Source organism: Micromonospora parathelypteridis (genome assembly GCF_014201145.1).
In the GTDB taxonomy this organism is placed as follows: Bacteria; Actinomycetota; Actinomycetes; order Mycobacteriales; family Micromonosporaceae; genus Micromonospora; species Micromonospora parathelypteridis.
In genome coordinates this window covers 3,839,421-3,855,958 of record NZ_JACHDP010000001.1, presented here as the reverse complement: position 1 = coordinate 3,855,958, position 16,538 = coordinate 3,839,421, and the positions used below count along the sequence as shown (strand labels likewise).

17 protein-coding genes are annotated in these 16,538 nt (G+C 72.2%); 10 read left to right on the top strand and 7 right to left on the bottom strand.

The features are described from left to right. The first annotated feature begins 166 nt into the window (after positions 1-166). Positions 167-739: an O-methyltransferase gene (locus tag HNR20_RS17405; protein WP_184188595.1), complete on the top strand. Its 573-nt coding sequence runs from the start codon at positions 167-169 to the stop codon at positions 737-739. Positions 740-744: 5 nt separating this feature from the next. Here the strand turns inward: HNR20_RS17405 and HNR20_RS17400 are convergent, their stop codons facing one another. Then, complete coding sequence (locus HNR20_RS17400; RefSeq protein ID WP_184181142.1) at positions 745-2,220, bottom strand: leucyl aminopeptidase family protein; 1,476 nt, start codon at positions 2,218-2,220, stop codon at positions 745-747. A 147-nt stretch (positions 2,221-2,367) separates the two neighbouring features. Beyond that, on the bottom strand, positions 2,368-2,535 hold the full coding sequence (locus tag HNR20_RS17395; protein WP_007455245.1) for a DUF3117 domain-containing protein: 168 nt from the start codon (positions 2,533-2,535) through the stop codon (positions 2,368-2,370). Between the two features lie 190 nt (positions 2,536-2,725). Between HNR20_RS17395 and HNR20_RS17390 the strand changes: the two genes are divergently transcribed. The 4 genes from HNR20_RS17390 to HNR20_RS17375 are packed head-to-tail and all read left to right on the top strand — an operon-like array spanning position 2,726 to position 6,954. Beyond that, the gene (locus HNR20_RS17390; RefSeq protein WP_184181140.1) at positions 2,726-3,544 is read left to right on the top strand and encodes a PaaX family transcriptional regulator; all 819 of its coding nucleotides are present in this window, start codon (positions 2,726-2,728) and stop codon (positions 3,542-3,544) included. Between the two features lie 4 nt (positions 3,545-3,548). Beyond that, complete coding sequence (locus tag HNR20_RS17385; RefSeq protein WP_184181138.1) at positions 3,549-4,340, top strand: enoyl-CoA hydratase-related protein; 792 nt, start codon at positions 3,549-3,551, stop codon at positions 4,338-4,340. A 59-nt stretch (positions 4,341-4,399) separates the two neighbouring features. After that, a complete protein-coding gene (locus tag HNR20_RS17380) occupies positions 4,400-5,698 on the top strand; it encodes a DUF1800 domain-containing protein (protein ID WP_184181136.1) in 1,299 nt (432 codons plus the stop codon). A gap of 14 nt (positions 5,699-5,712) precedes the next feature. Beyond that, the gene (locus tag HNR20_RS17375; RefSeq protein ID WP_184181134.1) at positions 5,713-6,954 is read left to right on the top strand and encodes a DUF1501 domain-containing protein; all 1,242 of its coding nucleotides are present in this window, start codon (positions 5,713-5,715) and stop codon (positions 6,952-6,954) included. Here HNR20_RS17375 and HNR20_RS17370 read toward each other — a convergent pair. Next, the gene (locus tag HNR20_RS17370; protein WP_184181132.1) at positions 6,951-7,574 is read right to left on the bottom strand and encodes a hypothetical protein; all 624 of its coding nucleotides are present in this window, start codon (positions 7,572-7,574) and stop codon (positions 6,951-6,953) included. The two genes, HNR20_RS17375 and HNR20_RS17370, sit on opposite strands and share 4 nt — an antisense overlap. Positions 7,575-7,598: 24 nt before the next feature. Beyond that, positions 7,599-8,168 carry a DNA-3-methyladenine glycosylase I gene (locus HNR20_RS17365; RefSeq protein WP_184181130.1) on the bottom strand — a complete coding sequence of 190 codons (570 nt, stop codon included), beginning with the start codon at positions 8,166-8,168 and terminating at the stop codon, positions 7,599-7,601. 112 nt (positions 8,169-8,280) lie between these two features. Between HNR20_RS17365 and HNR20_RS17360 the strand changes: the two genes are divergently transcribed. Then, complete coding sequence (locus HNR20_RS17360) at positions 8,281-9,198, top strand: sterol desaturase family protein (protein WP_311736872.1); 918 nt, start codon at positions 8,281-8,283, stop codon at positions 9,196-9,198. Here HNR20_RS17360 and HNR20_RS17355 read toward each other — a convergent pair. Further along, positions 9,143-9,640, bottom strand: a complete 498-nt coding sequence (locus HNR20_RS17355; RefSeq protein ID WP_184181126.1) for an SRPBCC family protein — start codon at positions 9,638-9,640, stop codon at positions 9,143-9,145. The genes HNR20_RS17360 and HNR20_RS17355 overlap by 56 nt on opposite strands. After that, positions 9,637-10,245 carry a DivIVA domain-containing protein gene (locus HNR20_RS17350; protein WP_184181124.1) on the bottom strand — a complete coding sequence of 203 codons (609 nt, stop codon included), beginning with the start codon at positions 10,243-10,245 and terminating at the stop codon, positions 9,637-9,639. The genes HNR20_RS17355 and HNR20_RS17350 overlap by 4 nt, the downstream gene beginning before the upstream one ends. Positions 10,246-10,401: 156 nt before the next feature. Between HNR20_RS17350 and folP the strand changes: the two genes are divergently transcribed. Then, on the top strand, positions 10,402-11,271 hold the full coding sequence (gene folP, locus HNR20_RS17345; protein WP_184181122.1) for a dihydropteroate synthase: 870 nt from the start codon (positions 10,402-10,404) through the stop codon (positions 11,269-11,271). A gap of 67 nt (positions 11,272-11,338) precedes the next feature. Here the strand turns inward: folP and ndhC are convergent, their stop codons facing one another. Further along, positions 11,339-11,716: an NADH-quinone oxidoreductase subunit A gene (gene ndhC / locus HNR20_RS17340; protein WP_088986508.1), complete on the bottom strand. Its 378-nt coding sequence runs from the start codon at positions 11,714-11,716 to the stop codon at positions 11,339-11,341. Between the two features lie 129 nt (positions 11,717-11,845). On the opposite strand from ndhC, the gene HNR20_RS17335 reads away from it, so the two are divergent. The 3 genes from HNR20_RS17335 (at position 11,846) to HNR20_RS17325 (ending at position 16,510) form a co-directional block, all read left to right on the top strand. Beyond that, on the top strand, positions 11,846-13,297 hold the full coding sequence (locus HNR20_RS17335; RefSeq protein WP_184181120.1) for a hypothetical protein: 1,452 nt from the start codon (positions 11,846-11,848) through the stop codon (positions 13,295-13,297). Positions 13,298-13,635: 338 nt separating this feature from the next. Beyond that, positions 13,636-15,483: a 2-oxoacid:acceptor oxidoreductase subunit alpha gene (locus HNR20_RS17330; RefSeq protein WP_184181118.1), complete on the top strand. Its 1,848-nt coding sequence runs from the start codon at positions 13,636-13,638 to the stop codon at positions 15,481-15,483. Continuing rightward, the gene (locus tag HNR20_RS17325) at positions 15,476-16,510 is read left to right on the top strand and encodes a 2-oxoacid:ferredoxin oxidoreductase subunit beta (protein WP_184181116.1); all 1,035 of its coding nucleotides are present in this window, start codon (positions 15,476-15,478) and stop codon (positions 16,508-16,510) included. The genes HNR20_RS17330 and HNR20_RS17325 overlap by 8 nt, the downstream gene beginning before the upstream one ends. Positions 16,511-16,538: the final 28 nt, after the last annotated feature.

The following is a 16,538-nucleotide window of genomic DNA, read 5'->3' as shown; positions in this document are numbered from 1 at the left end:
GGAGGCGCGGCTGCGCCTCACGACGGTCGCCTCTACGCTCACAGTGCCAACCCGCCCCCGCACCACGCACCGCCCCCGGAGGTGCCCCATCGCCACGGTCGCCGGTTCCGGCAGTTCGACGGCCCAGGCTCAGCAGTTCGCCGAGTCTTACGTCACCGAGGATCTCGTGCTCCGCACCGCCCGCAGCCTGGCCCGGGAGGTGGGCCTCGAAGCGGTCACCCCCGGCGCGGGGGCCGCGCTGAGGCTGCTGGCCGCTGCCGGCAACGCCCGCGCGGTGGTGGAGATCGGCACCGGCACCGGGGTGAGCGGGGTCTGGTTGCTGCGCGGCATGCGCGCCGACGGTGTGCTCACCACCATCGACCTGGAGGTGGAGCACCAGCGGATCGCCCGGCGGATCTTCGCCGAGGCGGGCTTCGCAGCCGGTCGCACTCGGATCATCACCGGTCGTGCGCTCGACGTGCTGCCCCGGCTCGCCGACGGCGCGTACGACCTGGTCTTCGTGGACGCGGAGGCGACCGGGTTCCACGCCTGCGTGGAAGCGGCGCTGCGGTTGCTGCGCCCGGGGGGCGTGCTCGCGCTCAACGGCGTGCTGGCGGGCGGCCGGATCGGTGACCCGGCCGCCCGGGACGCGGAGACGGTGACGGTCCGCGAGACGATCAAGGCGGTGCGGGAGTCGGAACACTGGATCCCCGCGCTGCTGCCGGTGGGGCACGGGGTGCTCGCCGCGGTGAAGTGCTGACCTGGTCAGTCGACGCTGGCCAGCCACCGCAACAGCCACCGCACGCCCCAGCCGGTGGCGCCGCGGCTGACCTCGGCGTGGTCGCCGTCCGCCCAGGACGGGGCCGACATGTCCAGGTGCAGCCAGCGGTCCCGTAGGTCGCCGGTGAACTCGCGGAGGTAGAGCGCGGCCAACACCGAGCCGGCACCCTGTGCCGGTGCGCTGTAGAGGTCCGCGATCTCGCTGCCCAGGTACTCGACGTAGTCACCGTGCAGGGGCATCCGCCACGCCAACTCGCCGGCCGCCTCGGCCGCGGCCAGCACGTCAGCGGCCAGTTGGTCGTTCTCGCTGTACAGGGCGGCGGTGCGCTTGCCCAGCGCCACCGCGTTGGCGCCGGTGAGGGTGGCCAGGTCGAGCAGCAGGTCCGGTTCGAGCTGCTGCACCGCGTACGCCAGCGCGTCGGCGAGGACCAGTCGGCCCTCGGCGTCGGAGTTGGTCGTCTCGCTGGTCATGCCGCCGTAGTGCCGGACGATGTCGCCGGGGCGGAACGCCGAGCCGCTGACCATGTTCTCGGCGAGCGGGGCCAGCGTGGTGACCCGGACCGGCAGCCGCAGCGCGGCGGCGCCGAGGGTGGCGGCGACGACCGCGGCCGCGCCGGCCATGTCCTTGCGCATCAGCTTCATCGCCGGCACCGGCTTGATCGAGATGCCGCCGGTGTCGAAGGTGATGCCCTTGCCGATCAGCACCACGTGCGTACGCGCGTCGGCTGGATGCCAGTCCAGCTCGACGAGCCGAGGGCCGCTGGCCGAGCCGCCGCCCACGGCGAGGATCCCGCCGAAGCCCTCGGCGGCCAGCTCAGCCGGGCCACGGACCCGCAGTCGCAGGTCGGGCAGGTCGGCCGCTGCGGACTCCACCTGGTCGGCGAACCACTGCGGGGTCTTCAACGAGGAGGGGGTGTTGGTCAGGTCACGGGCGAGATTGGTCATCGCCGCGGTGGTCCGGGCGGTGGCGACGGTGGCCTCGAACGCCGTCGGGTCTGCCACCAGCAGATCGACGTCGCTGAGCGCCGGAGAGTCGCCCGCTGTGGTCATCCGGAACCGGTACGGGGCGAGCAGCAGCCCTTCGGCCAACCCGCGAACCGCGGCCGGGGTCACCTCGGCCGGCAGGGCAATGGTGATATGCGTCTCACTGGCTGCGGAGCGGGCCAGAGCCGCGCCGGCCGTCCGCCAGGCCGCCTCGCCGCCATCGCCGATGCCGAGCAGCAGGAGCCGGCCGGGAGTAGCCCCGGGGCGCAGTTGGGTGTGAACCTCGCCGGCACGCCCGGTCATTCGGGCCGCCGGCACCAACGCGGCGGCCTCGTCTGCCGTGCCGGCCGGGGGTGCCACGGCGGTCGAAACGGGCTCGGCCGAGGTGTCGCCTGCCGCTGCCGAATCGGCGGGGCGGACAGGCAGGACGAGGACGTCGAGCCGGTCGGGCTCGGCGATCAGACGGATGGCGAGCACGCGGAACCGTACCTCCAGGAAAGTGTCGCGGAGCGGAAGCCAGCCCGCCTGCCCGCGCCGATGAAGACCCTGAGCCACCGGCGATACCGGTGGCTCAGGGCCCGAAGAACGTTCCGGGCGGCCTGAGCCGCCCGGAGCACTCCTTACTCAGCCGGCCGCTGCCTTCAACGCGTCACCGAGCGCGTTGGCCTCGTCGGGAGTCATCTCGACGACGAGCCGGCCACCGCCCTCCAGCGGGACCCGCATGACGATGCCCCGCCCCTCCTTGGTGACTTCCAGCGGACCGTCGCCCGTCCGCGGCTTCATCGCCGCCATGTTGTCTCCCCTCAGACCTACACCAGGGTCGGTGGGTTGCCCCACAGCCACTTCGTCACGACCACCCGCAACGGTCGCGGGGGTGTCGACCAACGATTTTCCCTGATGAACACCGCCGGACCCAAACCGGAGCAGCATTGATGTAACAGCATCTAGCTTATCTTGAGAAGGCCTGTCACAATGTGCGGTCATGCAGGCACGGTCGGCACTCTTCGACCTGTACGGCGACCACCTCCGTCCGAAGGGTGGCCGCGCACCGGTTGCCGCCCTGGTCAAGCTACTGGCGCCGCTGGGAATCGCACCGCCCGCCGTTCGCACCGCCGTGTCCCGGATGGTGCGTCAGGGCTGGCTCGAACCACTCCGGTTGGCCTCCGGACCGGGATATTCGATCACACCGAAAGCTGCCCGGCGACTCGACGAGGCAGCGGCCCGGATCTACCGAACCGGCCGGGTCACCTGGGACGGCCGGTTCGATCTGCTGGTGTTGGAGGCTCCGGGCTCCCGACGGGACCGGCAGCGACTCGCCGCCAACCTGACCTTCCTCGGCTACGGAACGCTCGACGAGCAGACCTGGGTCGCCACCCGCCCCGCCGAGGACGTCGACCTGCTCCTCGCCGAGTCCGGCATCCGATTCGAGCGGTTCACCGCCGCACACTTCTCCGGCACACCCGGGGCGATGGGCGTGGTCCGCCGGGCCTGGAACCTGAGCGAGATCGGCCACGCCTACGAACGCTTCGTCGCCGACCAGCGCCCGCTGCTCGCCGCCGTCACCGTGCGCAGCAGCGACGAGGAGGCGTACGCGACCCGGTTCCGGCTCGTGCACGCGTGGCGTACCTTCCTCTTCCGGGACCCGCAGCTGCCCCCGGCGCTGCTGCCCGAACGCTGGCCTGGCACCGCCGCGGCCAGTTTCTTCGACCGGCACGCGGCCCGCCTGCGTCCGGCCGCCGACCGGTACGTCGAACAGTGCCTCGACGCCGGCAACCGCATCGTCCGACAGAAGGGTCGTTAGACACGTGACCGAGCCGCTGCTGGTCGACCGGACCGACGCCGTCGTCACCCTCACGCTGAACCGGGCGAACGCGATGAACGCGCTCGACGTGCCGCTCAAGGAGGCGCTGCGGGACGCCCTGGCCGAGCTGGAGACCGACCGGTCCTGCCGCGCGGTCGTGCTGGCCGGGGCCGGCGGGTCGTTCAGCGCCGGTCAGGACCTGCGCGAGCACGTGTCCACCCTGGAAAACTCCGCCAGTGACCCCCTGGGCACCGTGCGGGCGCACTACAACCCGATCGCCGCCCGGCTCGCCAACCTGCCCAAGCCGGTGATCGCCGCGGTCCGTGGGATGGCCGCCGGGGCGGGCGCGTCGCTGGCGTTCCTCGCCGACATCCGCATCGGCGGCCCCACCACCAGCTTCCTGATGGCCTTCGCCAAGGTCGGCCTCGCCGCCGACACCGGCGCCTCCTGGACGCTGCCCCGGCTGGTCGGCCACGCCAAGGCGGTGGAGCTGCTGATGCTGGCGGAGCCGGTCCGCGCCGAGGAGGCCTGCCGGTTGGGCCTGCTCAACCGGTTGGTGGACGACGACGAGCAGGTGTTGCCGGCCGCCCAGGAGTTGGCCGCCCGCCTCGCCGCCGGCCCGACCGTCGCGTACGGGGCGATCAAGCGGCAACTTTCCATCGCCGACGCCGGCACCCTCGCCGACGCCCTCGCGGCCGAGGCGCAGGCCCAGGCGATCTGCGGCGCCACCGCTGACCACCGGGCGGCCACGCTCGCCTTCGTCGCCAAGCAGAAACCGGTCTTCGAGGGACGCTGAACGCGATTCGCACGCCGCCCTTACCGTCCTCGAACAGGGGCCGCCTAGCGTCGGCGCGTATGAGCGATCGTGAAGCGGTGGCGCACCTGCTGCGCCGGGCCACCTTCGGGCCGACCGCAGACGAGGTGGACGCCGCCGAGCGGGCCGGGCCGGCCGCCACCCTGGACAGGCTGCTCACCCCGGCCCGAGCCGACCGTGGTGCGGCGGCCACACCGCCGCCGGCGCTGGCTGCGGACCCGTACGCCGAGCTGACCGGCGAGTCCACCCGTGAGCAGCGGCAGCAGGCCAACGCGGAGCGGCGCAAGCAGATCCAGCAGGTCACCGGATGGTGGCTGGACCGGATGGTGGCCGCCGAGGACGGGCTGACCGAGAAGCTGCTCTTCTTCTGGCACGGGCACTGGGCGACCAGCGCGCAGAAGGTCAAGTCGGCACGGATGATGCAGGGCCAACTGGAGACGCTGCGCCGTCACGGACGTGGGCCGCTGAGCCCGCTGGTCGCCGCGATGGTGCGCGACCCCGCCCTGATCATCTGGCTGGACGGGCAGAAGAACACCCGCAAGGCGCCGAACGAGAACCTGGCCCGCGAGCTGATGGAGTTGTTCACCCTCGGCATCGGCAACTACACCGAGGCCGACGTGAAGGCCGGCGCGCGGGCCCTGACCGGCTGGGTCGTCGACCGGCGAACCGGGGCCGCCCGCTTCGAGGCCCGCCGGCACGACCCTGGCGAGAAGACCATCCTCGGGCACAGCGGCCGGTTCGACACCGAGGCGTACGCCGGCCTGCTGGCCGCCCAGCCCGCGGCGGCGACATTCGCGGCCGGGCGGCTCTGGTTCCGCTACGCCGGCACCGACATCCCGGCGCCGCAGGGCCTGGCCGGCGCGGACACCATCGCGACCCTGCGGGCGATCTTCTCGTCGCCGGCCTTCGCGCAGACCCGGGGCACGCTGGTCAAGCAGCCGGTGGAGTGGATGGTCGGCGCGCTGCGGCAGCTCGGCATCCGACCCTCCGCCCTGCCCGAGCAGCAACACAAACAACTGCTGGCCGGCCTGAACGCGCTGGACCAGGTGCCGCTGCGACCGCCCAGCGTGGGCGGCTGGCCGGCCGGGGTCGCCTGGTTGACCACCTCGGCACTGCAGGCTCGGCTGCGGACGGCCGGAATGCTCGCCGCCGCCGCGGCACCGACGGTGCTGGCCCGGCTGACCGCCGCCCCCACCGCCGGCCGACCGGACGCGCTGGCCCGGCTGCTGGTGGTCGACGGCTGGAGCGCGCGCACCCGCGCGGCACTCACCCCGCTGGCCGGCGAGCCTCGCAAGCTGCTGGCCGCCGGCCTGGTCAGCCCCGAATACACAGTCAGCTGAGCGGAGGAGTCGACATGGACACCCAGACCCGACGCAGGTTCCTGCTGACCAGCGGGGTGGTCGGCGCGGGCGCGCTGGCCGCCGGCGCCGGCGCGTACAGCCTGCGGGACCTGCTGGACACCGCCGGGGACCGCGATCCGCAGGCACGCACGCTGGTGCTGGTGACCCTCTACGGCGGCAACGACGGGCTCAACACCGTCATCCCGTACGGCGACCCCGCCTACCGGGCGGCCCGCCCCGAGCTGGCGTACCCGGACGGGGAGGTGCGGCGGTTGGACGACGGCTTCGGCCTCAACCCGGCACTGGCCGGCCTGCACCAGCGCTGGTCCGCCGGTGGTCTGGCGATCGTGCGCGGGGTCGGCTACCCGAAGCCGGACCGCAGCCATTTCCGGTCGATGGACATCTGGCACACCGCGCAGCCGGACCGGCCGGGCAACACCGGCTGGCTGGGTCGGTGGCTGGACCGGGCGGGGGGCGACCCCCGGCTGGCGGTCTCCTTCGAGCCGGCGCTGCCGCCGCTGCTGGCCGGGGAGCGGAGCGCGGGTGCCGCGGTGCCGGTGACCGACCGGAAGGCCGCCAAGGGACTCCCCGCGGAGACACTGACCGCGCTTGCGGCCGCCGAAGCGGGTGAGTCGGCGGCTCGGGGCCGGGCCGCCGCCTGCTTCGCCGACCTGCGGTCGGTGGACGAGATGATCCGCCAGGTACGCGACTCCGCCGACCCGGACACGGCGGACCCGGACGGCGAGCAGGCACCCGCGACGGCGACCGGCGGGGCACGCACCCCGCTGGACGCGCAGTTGGACCTGGTCGCGCAGTGCGTCGAGGCGGGCGTGTCCACCCGGGCCTTCTCGGTGTCGCTGGGCGGCTTCGACACCCACGCCGACGAGAAGCAGTTGCAGGCCGTCCTGCTGGGTCAGCTGGACCGGGCGTTGACCGGGTTCGCCGACCGGATGAGCCGCACCGAGGCGGGCCGGAAGGTGGTGGTGGCGGTCTACTCCGAGTTCGGCCGCCGCGTCCGGGCCAACGCCTCGGACGGCACCGACCACGGCACCGCCTCCGACGTGCTGCTGCTCGGCGCCGGCGTACGCGGCGGTTGGCACGGCGCACCGCCGAGCCTCACCGACCTCGACGACGGCGACCTGAAATACACCACCGACTTCCGGGACGTCTACGCCACGCTGCTGGAGCAGGTCCTGGGCGCCGACCCGGGCCCGGTGCTCGCCGACTGGCGGGGACGCCTGGACGGGCTTTTCTAGTCGTCCTCTTCCGGGTCCTGGTTGGCCTCCGCGCCCAGCACGAACGCCTGCATGGCCAGCTCGTCGCCGGCCGGCGAGACGAAGGCGGGCAACTCACGCGGACCCAGCTCCTGCACATACGACCAGAACAGCCGGACCGCCTCGGCCGGTGTGCCGGCCTCGATCGGCAGATCGAGGCTGACCAGCCAGGTGCGCCGCGCCGGGGGCGGGCCGAGCTGGTCGGCCAGCGCCCGGAAGGCCGCGGGATCCAGCGCGGTGACCGGCCCGTCGAGCGTCAGCAGGTCGGCCGGCACCGGCTCGTCGAAGGCCCGCCGGGTGTACGCCACGACGAGTGTCCCCGGCTCGACCGGTGACTGCGGGTCGTCGGGGTCCTCGCGGTGGCGCTGACCCGGCGCGTCGACCCGGCCGAGCGCCACCAGCCGCGGCGGCGCGTCGACCAGCACCGCCACCTGGTCTCCGGGCCCCGGTCGAGCGACGTCAGCCAGCCCGGTCAGCTCCAGCGTGTCGTGGTGCACGAGCCGCTCGGCCTCGTACCGCTCGGCTGGCAGCAGCACGGCCCAGGTGCCCACGCCGTCGGCACGGCCGGACCCACCGGCCCGGTACGCGGTCTCGGTCGTCATGCCTGCATCCCATCATGTCGCCGTTCAGAGGGTGACATGACATCCGACGATGTGATCGTCGACCATGCCGGTGGCCTGCATCAGCGCGTAGGCGGTGGTCGGGCCGACGAACCGGAAACCGCGCTTCTTGAGCGCCTTGGCCATCGCCGTCGACTCAGGGGTGATCGGCGCGAGCTCGGCGAACGAGGCGAGGCGGGCCGGCCGAGGCTCCGGTGCGAAGGACCAGAGCAGCGCGGACAATCCTTCCGGCAGCTCCAGCGCTGCGCGGGCGTTGACGATCGCCGCCTCGATCTTGGCCCGGTTGCGGACGATGCCGGCGTCGGCGAGCAGCCGGGTCACGTCGGCGTCGTCGTACCCGGCGACGGTCGGGATGTGGAACTCGTCGAAGGCCAGCCAGAACGCCGGTCGTTTGCGCAGGATGGTCAGCCAGGACAGCCCGGACTGGAACGCCTCCAGCGTCATCCGCTCGTAGAGCGCGTCGTCGCCGCGCAGCGGCCGCCCCCACTCGGTGTCGTGGTAGATGGCGTAGTCGGGGGTGCTCGACCCCCAGGCGCAGCGAGCCAGCCCGTCCGCACCGATCACCAGGTCAGTCACCTCGTACACGCTAGGGCATCGCACCGACACCCCATTGCCACCGGCGGCGCGGCTGCATATGGTGCTTGTTACCGACCGGTAGGAATGGGTCACCAGCGGTGCGGCCCGGCCGGTGACGGCGAGCGGAGGCGGCGCGATGAAGGAGTTCCCGGACGTCATCGCCTGGTCAATCCCAGCCTTCCTGCTGCTCATCGTGCTGGAGCGGGTCTCCTACCTGCTGCACCGCGACGACGACGAGGTCGGCTATGGCGGCGCGGACACCGCGACCAGCCTGGCGATGGGGCTGGGCAGCGTCTTCACCGACCTGCTCTGGAAGGTGCCGGTCGCCGCCGCGTACGCGCTGCTCTACACGCTCACCCCGCTGCGGGTGGCCGAGGTCTGGTGGACGTGGCCGCTGATCCTGCTCGCCCAGGACTTCTTCTACTACTGGTCACACCGCGGCCACCACGTGATCCGCATCCTCTGGGCCTCGCACGTGGTGCACCACTCGTCGCAACGGTTCAACCTCTCCACCGCGCTGCGCCAACCGTGGACCGGCCTGACCAGTTGGGTCTTCTACATCCCACTGATCCTGGTCGGCGTACACCCGGCGGTGGTCGCGTTCTGCGGCTCGGTCAACCTGCTCTACCAGTTCTGGATCCACACCGAGAGGATCGAGAAGATGCCGCGCTGGTACGAGGCGGTGTTCAACACCCCGTCGCACCACCGGGTGCACCACGCCTCGCAGGGCGGCTACCTGGACCGCAACTTCGGCGGCATCCTGATCGTCTGGGATCGGCTCTTCGGCTCGTTCGCGCCGGAGCGTGAGCGTTGCGTGTACGGCCTGACCAAGAACATCGGCAGCTACAACCCGGTCCGGGTGGCCTTCCACGAGTACGCCTCGATCGCCCGGGACCTCCGCGCCGCCACAACCTGGCGGCATCGCGTCGGGCATCTCTTCCGCGCGCCGGGCTGGCAGCCGGCACCGGGCGTGGTCAGGGCAGCCGGCCCTGCTCGACCAGACGGGCGAACCTCTTCAGCGCCTGGGTGAGGCCGAGCTTGGAGCCGGGCCAGAGCACCGGCCAGGCAAGTCGACCGGCTCGCCCGCCCGGCAGGTGGAACCACTCGTGCCAGACGACCTGGGTGCGGGCTCGATCAAGCTGGGTGCAGCGCAGCACACCCGGGCCGCGCAGCAACTGGCCGTAGTGCACCACGCCGATCTCGTACGGCTCGTCGACCCGGACCACCTGCATCTCGTCGCGCAGCGTGGCCCGGCCGAGCGCGGTCACGGCCTCGATCCGGCTGCCCTCGCGCCCGTCGCCCTCGACCACGCGGACGCGGGTGAACGGGATCCAGTCGGACTGACGTTCCCAGGCGAGCAGCGCGGCGAAGACCCGCTCCGCCGGGGCGTCGACGATGACCGTCGCGGTTACCTCACCGGCACCGGGTTGGGCGGCCTCACGAAGATCGTCGGCGCCCCCCGGACCGGTCACGCCGACTCCGACCGAACCGCCGCGCCGTGCTGCCCGGTGCCCTCGGTGGGCGCGCCGTCGGTCTGGTCACGATCGGCCGACTCGCCGGTGGCGGGCACGACGGCCGGCGCCACGCCGTCGGAATCCGCCGGGGACGAGGTGGCGGAGGGCAGCGGGTCCGTGCCGGTCGAGCCGACCGGGGCGTCCGCCTCGTCGGCCGGCGGCACATCCGCGCCCGACTCCGCCACGTCGACGTTCGTCACCTTGCTGGCCGACTGCTCACGGGCCTCACGCAGCGCGTCCGCGTCCTCGGTGCGGCCCTCACGCAACGCCACGACCTCCGCCTCCAGCACGCCGATCAGCTCCGACTTGTAGCCGATGTCGTAGGCGGCGCGGCGCATCGCCTGATCGACCTGGGCCATCCGGTACCCGCGCAACCCGGTGTCGAAACGGACCCCACCCACATCGGATTCGCGCAACGGCCGGGTGGTCGGCAACGCCACGGCCTGCGAATCCGGCTCGGCGGGCGCCAGGCCGGGATCACGGCCACTGACCAGCACCGTCACACCGAATATCACCGCCGCGACGGTCAACGCCACGACCAGAAGGAGCAGAAGCTGACCCATGTACTGATCGTGGCATGGCCGGGGGCCAGGAGCGACCCCGCCACCCGCCCCGATGAGGATCCGTGCCGACGCCCGCCCGGAGTCGCGGTCGGCCGACGGACTAGCGTCGGGATCGGCCGGCGCGGCGGCGACGGTGCGGATTCTCAGGAGGCGGGCATGGCCGGGGCGCTTCGGCTGGGTGGGCGCACGTTCGCCCCCGGCGAGCTGGTGGTGATGGCGATCATCAACCGCACACCGGACTCGTTCTTCGACCGAGGGGCCACCTTCGCCGCCGACAGCGCGCTGCGCGCGGTGGAGCGGGCCGTGGACGAAGGCGCGGCGATCATCGACATCGGCGGGGTCAAGGCCGGCCCCGGGGTGGACGTCGGCGTCGCCGAGGAGATCCGCCGCACGGTGGACACCATCGCCGCCGTCCGGGCCGCGTTCCCGGAGGTGGTGATCTCCATCGACACCTGGCGTGCCGAGGTGGCGACGGAGGCCGTGGCCGCCGGCGCCGACCTCCTCAACGACACCTGGTCGGGCGCCGACCCGACCCTGGCCGGGGTGGCCGCGCAGACCGGCGCGGGCCTGGTCTGCTCGCACGCCGGCGGCCTCGTCCCACGGACCAGGCCGCACCGGGCGGCCTTCGAGGACGTGGTGGCCGACGTGGTCGCGACGGTGACCGGGCTCGCCGAGCGAGCGGTGGCGGCAGGGGTACGCCCCGACGGCATCCTCATCGACCCCGCCCACGACTTCGGCAAGAACACCCGACACTCCCTGGAGATCACCCGCCGGTTGGACGAGCTGACCGGAACCGGCTGGCCGGTGCTGGTGGCGCTCTCCAACAAGGACTTCATCGGTGAGACGCTGGATTTGCCGGTGCCCGAACGGCTGGAGGGGACGCTCGCCGCGACGGCGGTCTCGGCCTGGCTGGGCGCTCGGGTGTTCCGGGCCCACCAGGTCGGCCCGACCCGCCGGGTGCTGGACATGGTGGCCTCGATCCGAGGTGACCGGCCGCCCGCGGCGACCCGCCGGGGCCTGGCCTGACCGGTTGTCGCCATAACCGACCGCGAACGGCCGGATCGACCGGCACGATCGCCGGAGGTCGCGACGCTCAGGTCCAGCGGAGGATGTTCCTACGCCAGGCATAGAGGATGCCGAGCGCGAGCACCGCCACGAACACCGCCATCTCCACCACCGTCACCAGGCCGAAGCCCGGCCGGTCGAAGACCACCGCCCAGGGGAAGAGGAACACCGCCTCGACCGCGAACAGCACATACAGGTACGCGTAGACGTAGTAGCGGATCTGCATCTGTGCCCAGTCCGCGCCGACCGGGTCGAGCCCACACTCGTAGCTGGCCCGTTTGCCGGGCGGATCGGCCGGACGCGCCGGGCGTAACACCCGATTGGCCGAGAACGCCGTAACGAAGAACAGAACGCTGGCGAGCAGCAGGAGCCCAAGCGTCGCGTACGAGCCCAGGTATCCGGTCACAGCCGGGAGCTTACCGTCCGTCCGGAAGGGCCGTCCCAAACACGTTACGGATTTGTTTCCGGGCGGGACTAGTGCACTGGGGCAACTGTTACCGAACATTGGACACCCACCCATGTCACCGGAGGACAGATGGCCCGCGTGAAGGCATCACCCGGTGACCGGGCCCAGGTGCGGCGTTCCACGCCCCTGCTGGCGACCGCGCTCGCGCTCGGCCTGCTCGCGGCGCTCGCCGTCGGGCCGGCCTGGGCCAGCGCGGCAACGCCGGACGCGGACCCGATCGTGGCGCTGACCGACCCGGTCAGCGAACCCGGGAACGACCCCGAGACCACCCCGTCGGAGGAACCGCCCCCGACCGAGGAGCCCGGCGATCCGGTACCGACCGACCCGGCGCCCGAGACCACCGCGCCGCCGCCGGAGACGACACCGCCGGCGCCGGAGACCACCGCCCCCGAGGTGCCGCCGCCACCGACCACCACCGCGCCCGTGCCGGGCGGGCCACCCACAGCAGCGCCCCCGGTGCCACCAGTTCCCCCGGTCCCGCCGGTCCCGCCGGTCCGCCCGCCCGCCCCGGGTCCGCCGGCGCCGGCGCCGAACCCGCTGGGCGTACAGGTCACCACGCAGGACGTCACCCTCACCGCGGCGTACTGGAACGCGGCCAGCACGAACACCACCTTGCAGGTCACGGTCAACAACACCGGCACGACCACGCAACGGATCCGGCTCACGTACACGCTGCCGGCCGGGCTGACCGACGCCGGGACGAAGGGCTGCACCGCCGCCGGCGGCGGCACGTACCGCTGTGGGGCCTGGACGGCCGAGGCTGGCGTCCGGTTCAGCGCTCTGCTCCGCCTGCGGGTCGACGGCGCCGCGTGGAGGCTGATGCCCCTCGCCGGCTCCGTCCAGGTCGTCGCGGACGCGTCGGGCGTGCCCGGGGAAGCGGCCGACGACCAGGGCTTCGCGGTGCTCTTCCCACCCGGCCCGCCGGTGCCCGGGATCGCGCTGGCCGCCGACGAGGTGGCCTTCGACATCAGCGGCGCCGCGAGCACCCTCGCGCTCCGGCTGGGCAACACCGGCCCGGTGGACGCCGCCGGCCAGGTCGAGGTCGTCCTGCCGGCCGGGGTGACCATCCCGACCCCACCGCCCGGCTGCTTGGTGGTCGACGAGACCCGGACCCGCTGCGAGACGGGCCCGGTGCTGGCGGGCAGGACCGCCGAGTTACGGCTGCCGGTGGAGGCGACGCCGCAGGCCCAGCGGCAAGCGCCGTTGTCCGGTGCCGTGATCGGCCAACTCGACCCGCGCAGCGGCCCGACCCGACAGGTGCAGATGAGTTTCCGGATCACCGCGGCGGCCGCGCTGGCCACGCCGGTGGTCTCACCGCCCGCGCCGACCGGCTCCCAGGGCGTACTCCCTGGCGGGGCTGCCGACGGCGACGGCGGGATGACCTCGGCGCAGCGCACCGCGATCATCCTGATCGCGGTCTCTTCGCTGCTGGTGGTGCTGGCCCTCACGCTGGCCACCACCTCGCTGCGCCGCCGGCTCTCCGGCCCGGCGGCCGAGCCCGCCGCCAACCCCGTCGACTGATCGACGGACGACCCGGTGGTGATCTGAATTACGGCGGGCGGGGCGTATCAGCGCAAACTGGGGCATTCGTCGGCCTAGTTGGGTCCCAGTCGGCGGACCTCCGGGGAGGGTTGGGGGCCGCTTGGACGTAGGCTCTCAGGTGAGGAACGACAGCGGCCGGACCAGCCTGGGGCGGTGCGGTGAAACGTTGCGTCAAGGAGGTCCCGTGGCCGGGCAAGGCGAGGTCACCATCATGTTCAGCCGCCCGCGCGACCGCGCCCAGCGAAGCGAGGTGCCGGCGTGAGCGCGAGGAGTGAGCCGGTTTTGCGAGCCCCGCAGTCGCGAACGAAGGTGGCACAGTGACCAAGCAGATCCGTCAACTCGACCGGGTGGTCATCCGGTTCGCCGGTGACTCCGGCGACGGCATGCAGCTGACCGGCGACCGGTTCACCTCGGAAACCGCGCAACTCGGCAACGACATTTCCACGCTGCCAAACTTCCCCGCCGAGATCCGGGCCCCTGCCGGCACCCTGCCCGGCGTGTCGAGCTTCCAGGTGCACTTCGCCGACTACGACATCCTCACCCCGGGCGACGCGCCCAACGTGCTGGTGGCGATGAACCCGGCGGCCCTCAAGGCCAACCTGGCCGACCTGCCTCGCGGCGCGGACATCATCGTCAACACCGATGAGTTCACCAAGCGCAACCTCGCCAAGGTCGGCTACCAGGCCAGCCCTCTGGACGACGACTCGCTGGCCGGTTACGTCGTGCACCCGGTGGCGCTGACCTCGATGACGGTCGGCGCGCTCGCCGCCTACCAGGTGTCCAAGAAGGACGCCGAGCGGTCGAAGAACATGTTCGCGCTCGGCCTGCTCTCCTGGATGTATTCGCGACCCTACGAGTCGACGCTGCGCTTCCTGGAGCGCAAGTTCGCGGCCCGCCCGGAGCTGGTCGCGGCGAACGTCGCCGCCTTCAAGGCCGGCTGGAACTTCGGCGAGACCACCGAGGACTTCGCGGTCCGCTACGAGGTCAAGCCGGCGAAGATGAAGCCGGGCACCTACCGCAACATCACCGGCAACGCGGCGCTCTCGCTGGGGCTGGTCGCCGCCGGGGTCCGCTCCGGGCTGCCGGTCTTCCTCGGCGCGTACCCGATCACGCCCGCGTCGGACATCCTGCACGAGCTGAGCAAGCACAAGCGCTTCGGCGTCCTCACCGTGCAGGCCGAGGACGAGATCGCCGCGGTCGGCGCCGCGCTGGGCGCGTCGTACGGCGGGTCACTCGGGGTGACCACCACCAGCGGCCCGGGCGTGGCACTCAAGAGCGAGACGATCTCGCTCGCGGTGGCGCTGGAGCTGCCGTTGGTGATCGTGGACGTGCAGCGTGCCGGCCCGTCGACCGGTATGCCGACCAAGACCGAGCAGGCCGACCTCAACATGGCGCTCTATGGTCGGCACGGCGAGGCGCCGGTCGCGGTGATCGCGCCCCGGTCACCATCGGACTGCTTCTTCGCAGCGCTGGAGGCGGCCCGGATCGCGCTGACCTACCGCACCCCGGTGATCCTGCTGTCCGACAACTACGTCGCCAACGGTTCCGAGCCGTGGCTGCTGCCCGACGTGGAGTCGCTGCCCGACCTGCGGGTCGAGTTCGCCACCGAACCCAACGGCGAGGACGGCACCACCTTCCTGCCCTACCTGCGCGATCCGGAGACCCTGGCCCGCCCGTGGGCGATCCCGGGCACGGCAGGGCTGGAGCACCGGATCGGCGGCCTGGAGAAGGCCGACAAGACCGGCGACATCTCCTACGACCCGGCCAACCATGACTTCATGGTGCGCACCCGGGCCGCCCGGATCGAGACGATTCCGGTGCCGGACATCGAGGTCGAGGACCCGGACGGCGACGCCCGGGTGCTGGTCCTCGGCTGGGGCTCGACGTACGGGCCGATCGGCGCCGCCTGCCGCGGGATCCGCCAGCGCGGCCTGTCCATCGCCCAGGCGCACCTGCGGCACCTCGCACCGATGCCGGCCAACCTCGGTGAGGTGCTGCGCTCGTACGACAAGGTGGTCATCCCGGAGATGAACCTGGGCCAGCTCGCCCACGTCATCCGGGCCCGCTACCTGGTCGACGCGATCAGCTACAACCAGGTCCGCGGCCTGCCGTTCACGGCCGCCGAGCTGGAGACGACGCTGGAAGAGGTGCTGAAGAATGTCTGAGCCCGTCGCTCTCAAGCTCACCGCCAAGGACTTCAAGTCCGACCAGGAGGTGCGCTGGTGCCCCGGCTGCGGTGACTACGCCATCCTGGCGGCCATCCAGCAGTTCATGCCGGAGCTGAACATCCCCCGCGAGCGGACCGTCTTCGTTTCCGGGATCGGCTGCTCGTCCCGCTTCCCGTACTACATGAACACGTACGGGATGCACTCGATCCACGGCCGCGCCCCGGCGATCGCGACCGGCCTGTCGGTGTCCCGGCCGGACCTGTCGGTGTGGGTGGTGACCGGCGACGGTGACGCCCTGTCCATCGGTGGCAACCACCTGATCCACGCGTTGCGGCGCAACGTCAACCTCAAGATCCTGCTGTTCAACAACCGGATCTACGGTCTGACCAAGGGTCAGTACTCCCCGACGTCCGAGGTCGGCAAGGTCACCAAGTCGACTCCGGCCGGCTCGGCGGATGCCCCGTTCAACCCGCTCTCGCTCGCTCTCGGGGCGGAGGCCAGCTTCGTCGGCCGGACCATCGACTCCGACCGCAAGCACCTGCAGTCGGTGCTGCGGGCCGCCGCCGAGCACGAGGGTTCGGCGTTCGTGGAGATCTACCAGAACTGCAACATCTTCAACGATGGGGCGTTCGACCAGCTCAAGGACCCGGCCACCCGGGACGACTACCTGATCCGCCTTGAGCACGGGCAGCCCATCACCTTCGGCGCTGACGGTCGGTTCTGCGTGGTGCACCCGCCGGGCGCGTTCGGCCTGGAGGTCCGGGAGACCAGTTCGGTCCGCCCGGAGGAGATCGTCGTGCACGACGCGACGGTGACCGACCCGGCGTACGCCTTCGCGCTGTCCCGGCTGCCCGGCCTGGACCTGCGCAACACTCCGATCGGGGTGTTCCGCTCGGTGGACCGGCCGTCCTACGACAGCGTGGTGCAGAGTCAGCTCGCGGCCGCCAAGGCGAAGGTCACCAAGACCCCCGAGCAGCAGCTCGCCGGGCTGCTGGCCAGCGGCGACACCTGGACGATCCTCTGACCTGAACTTCCCAGACGAGAGCGGCCGT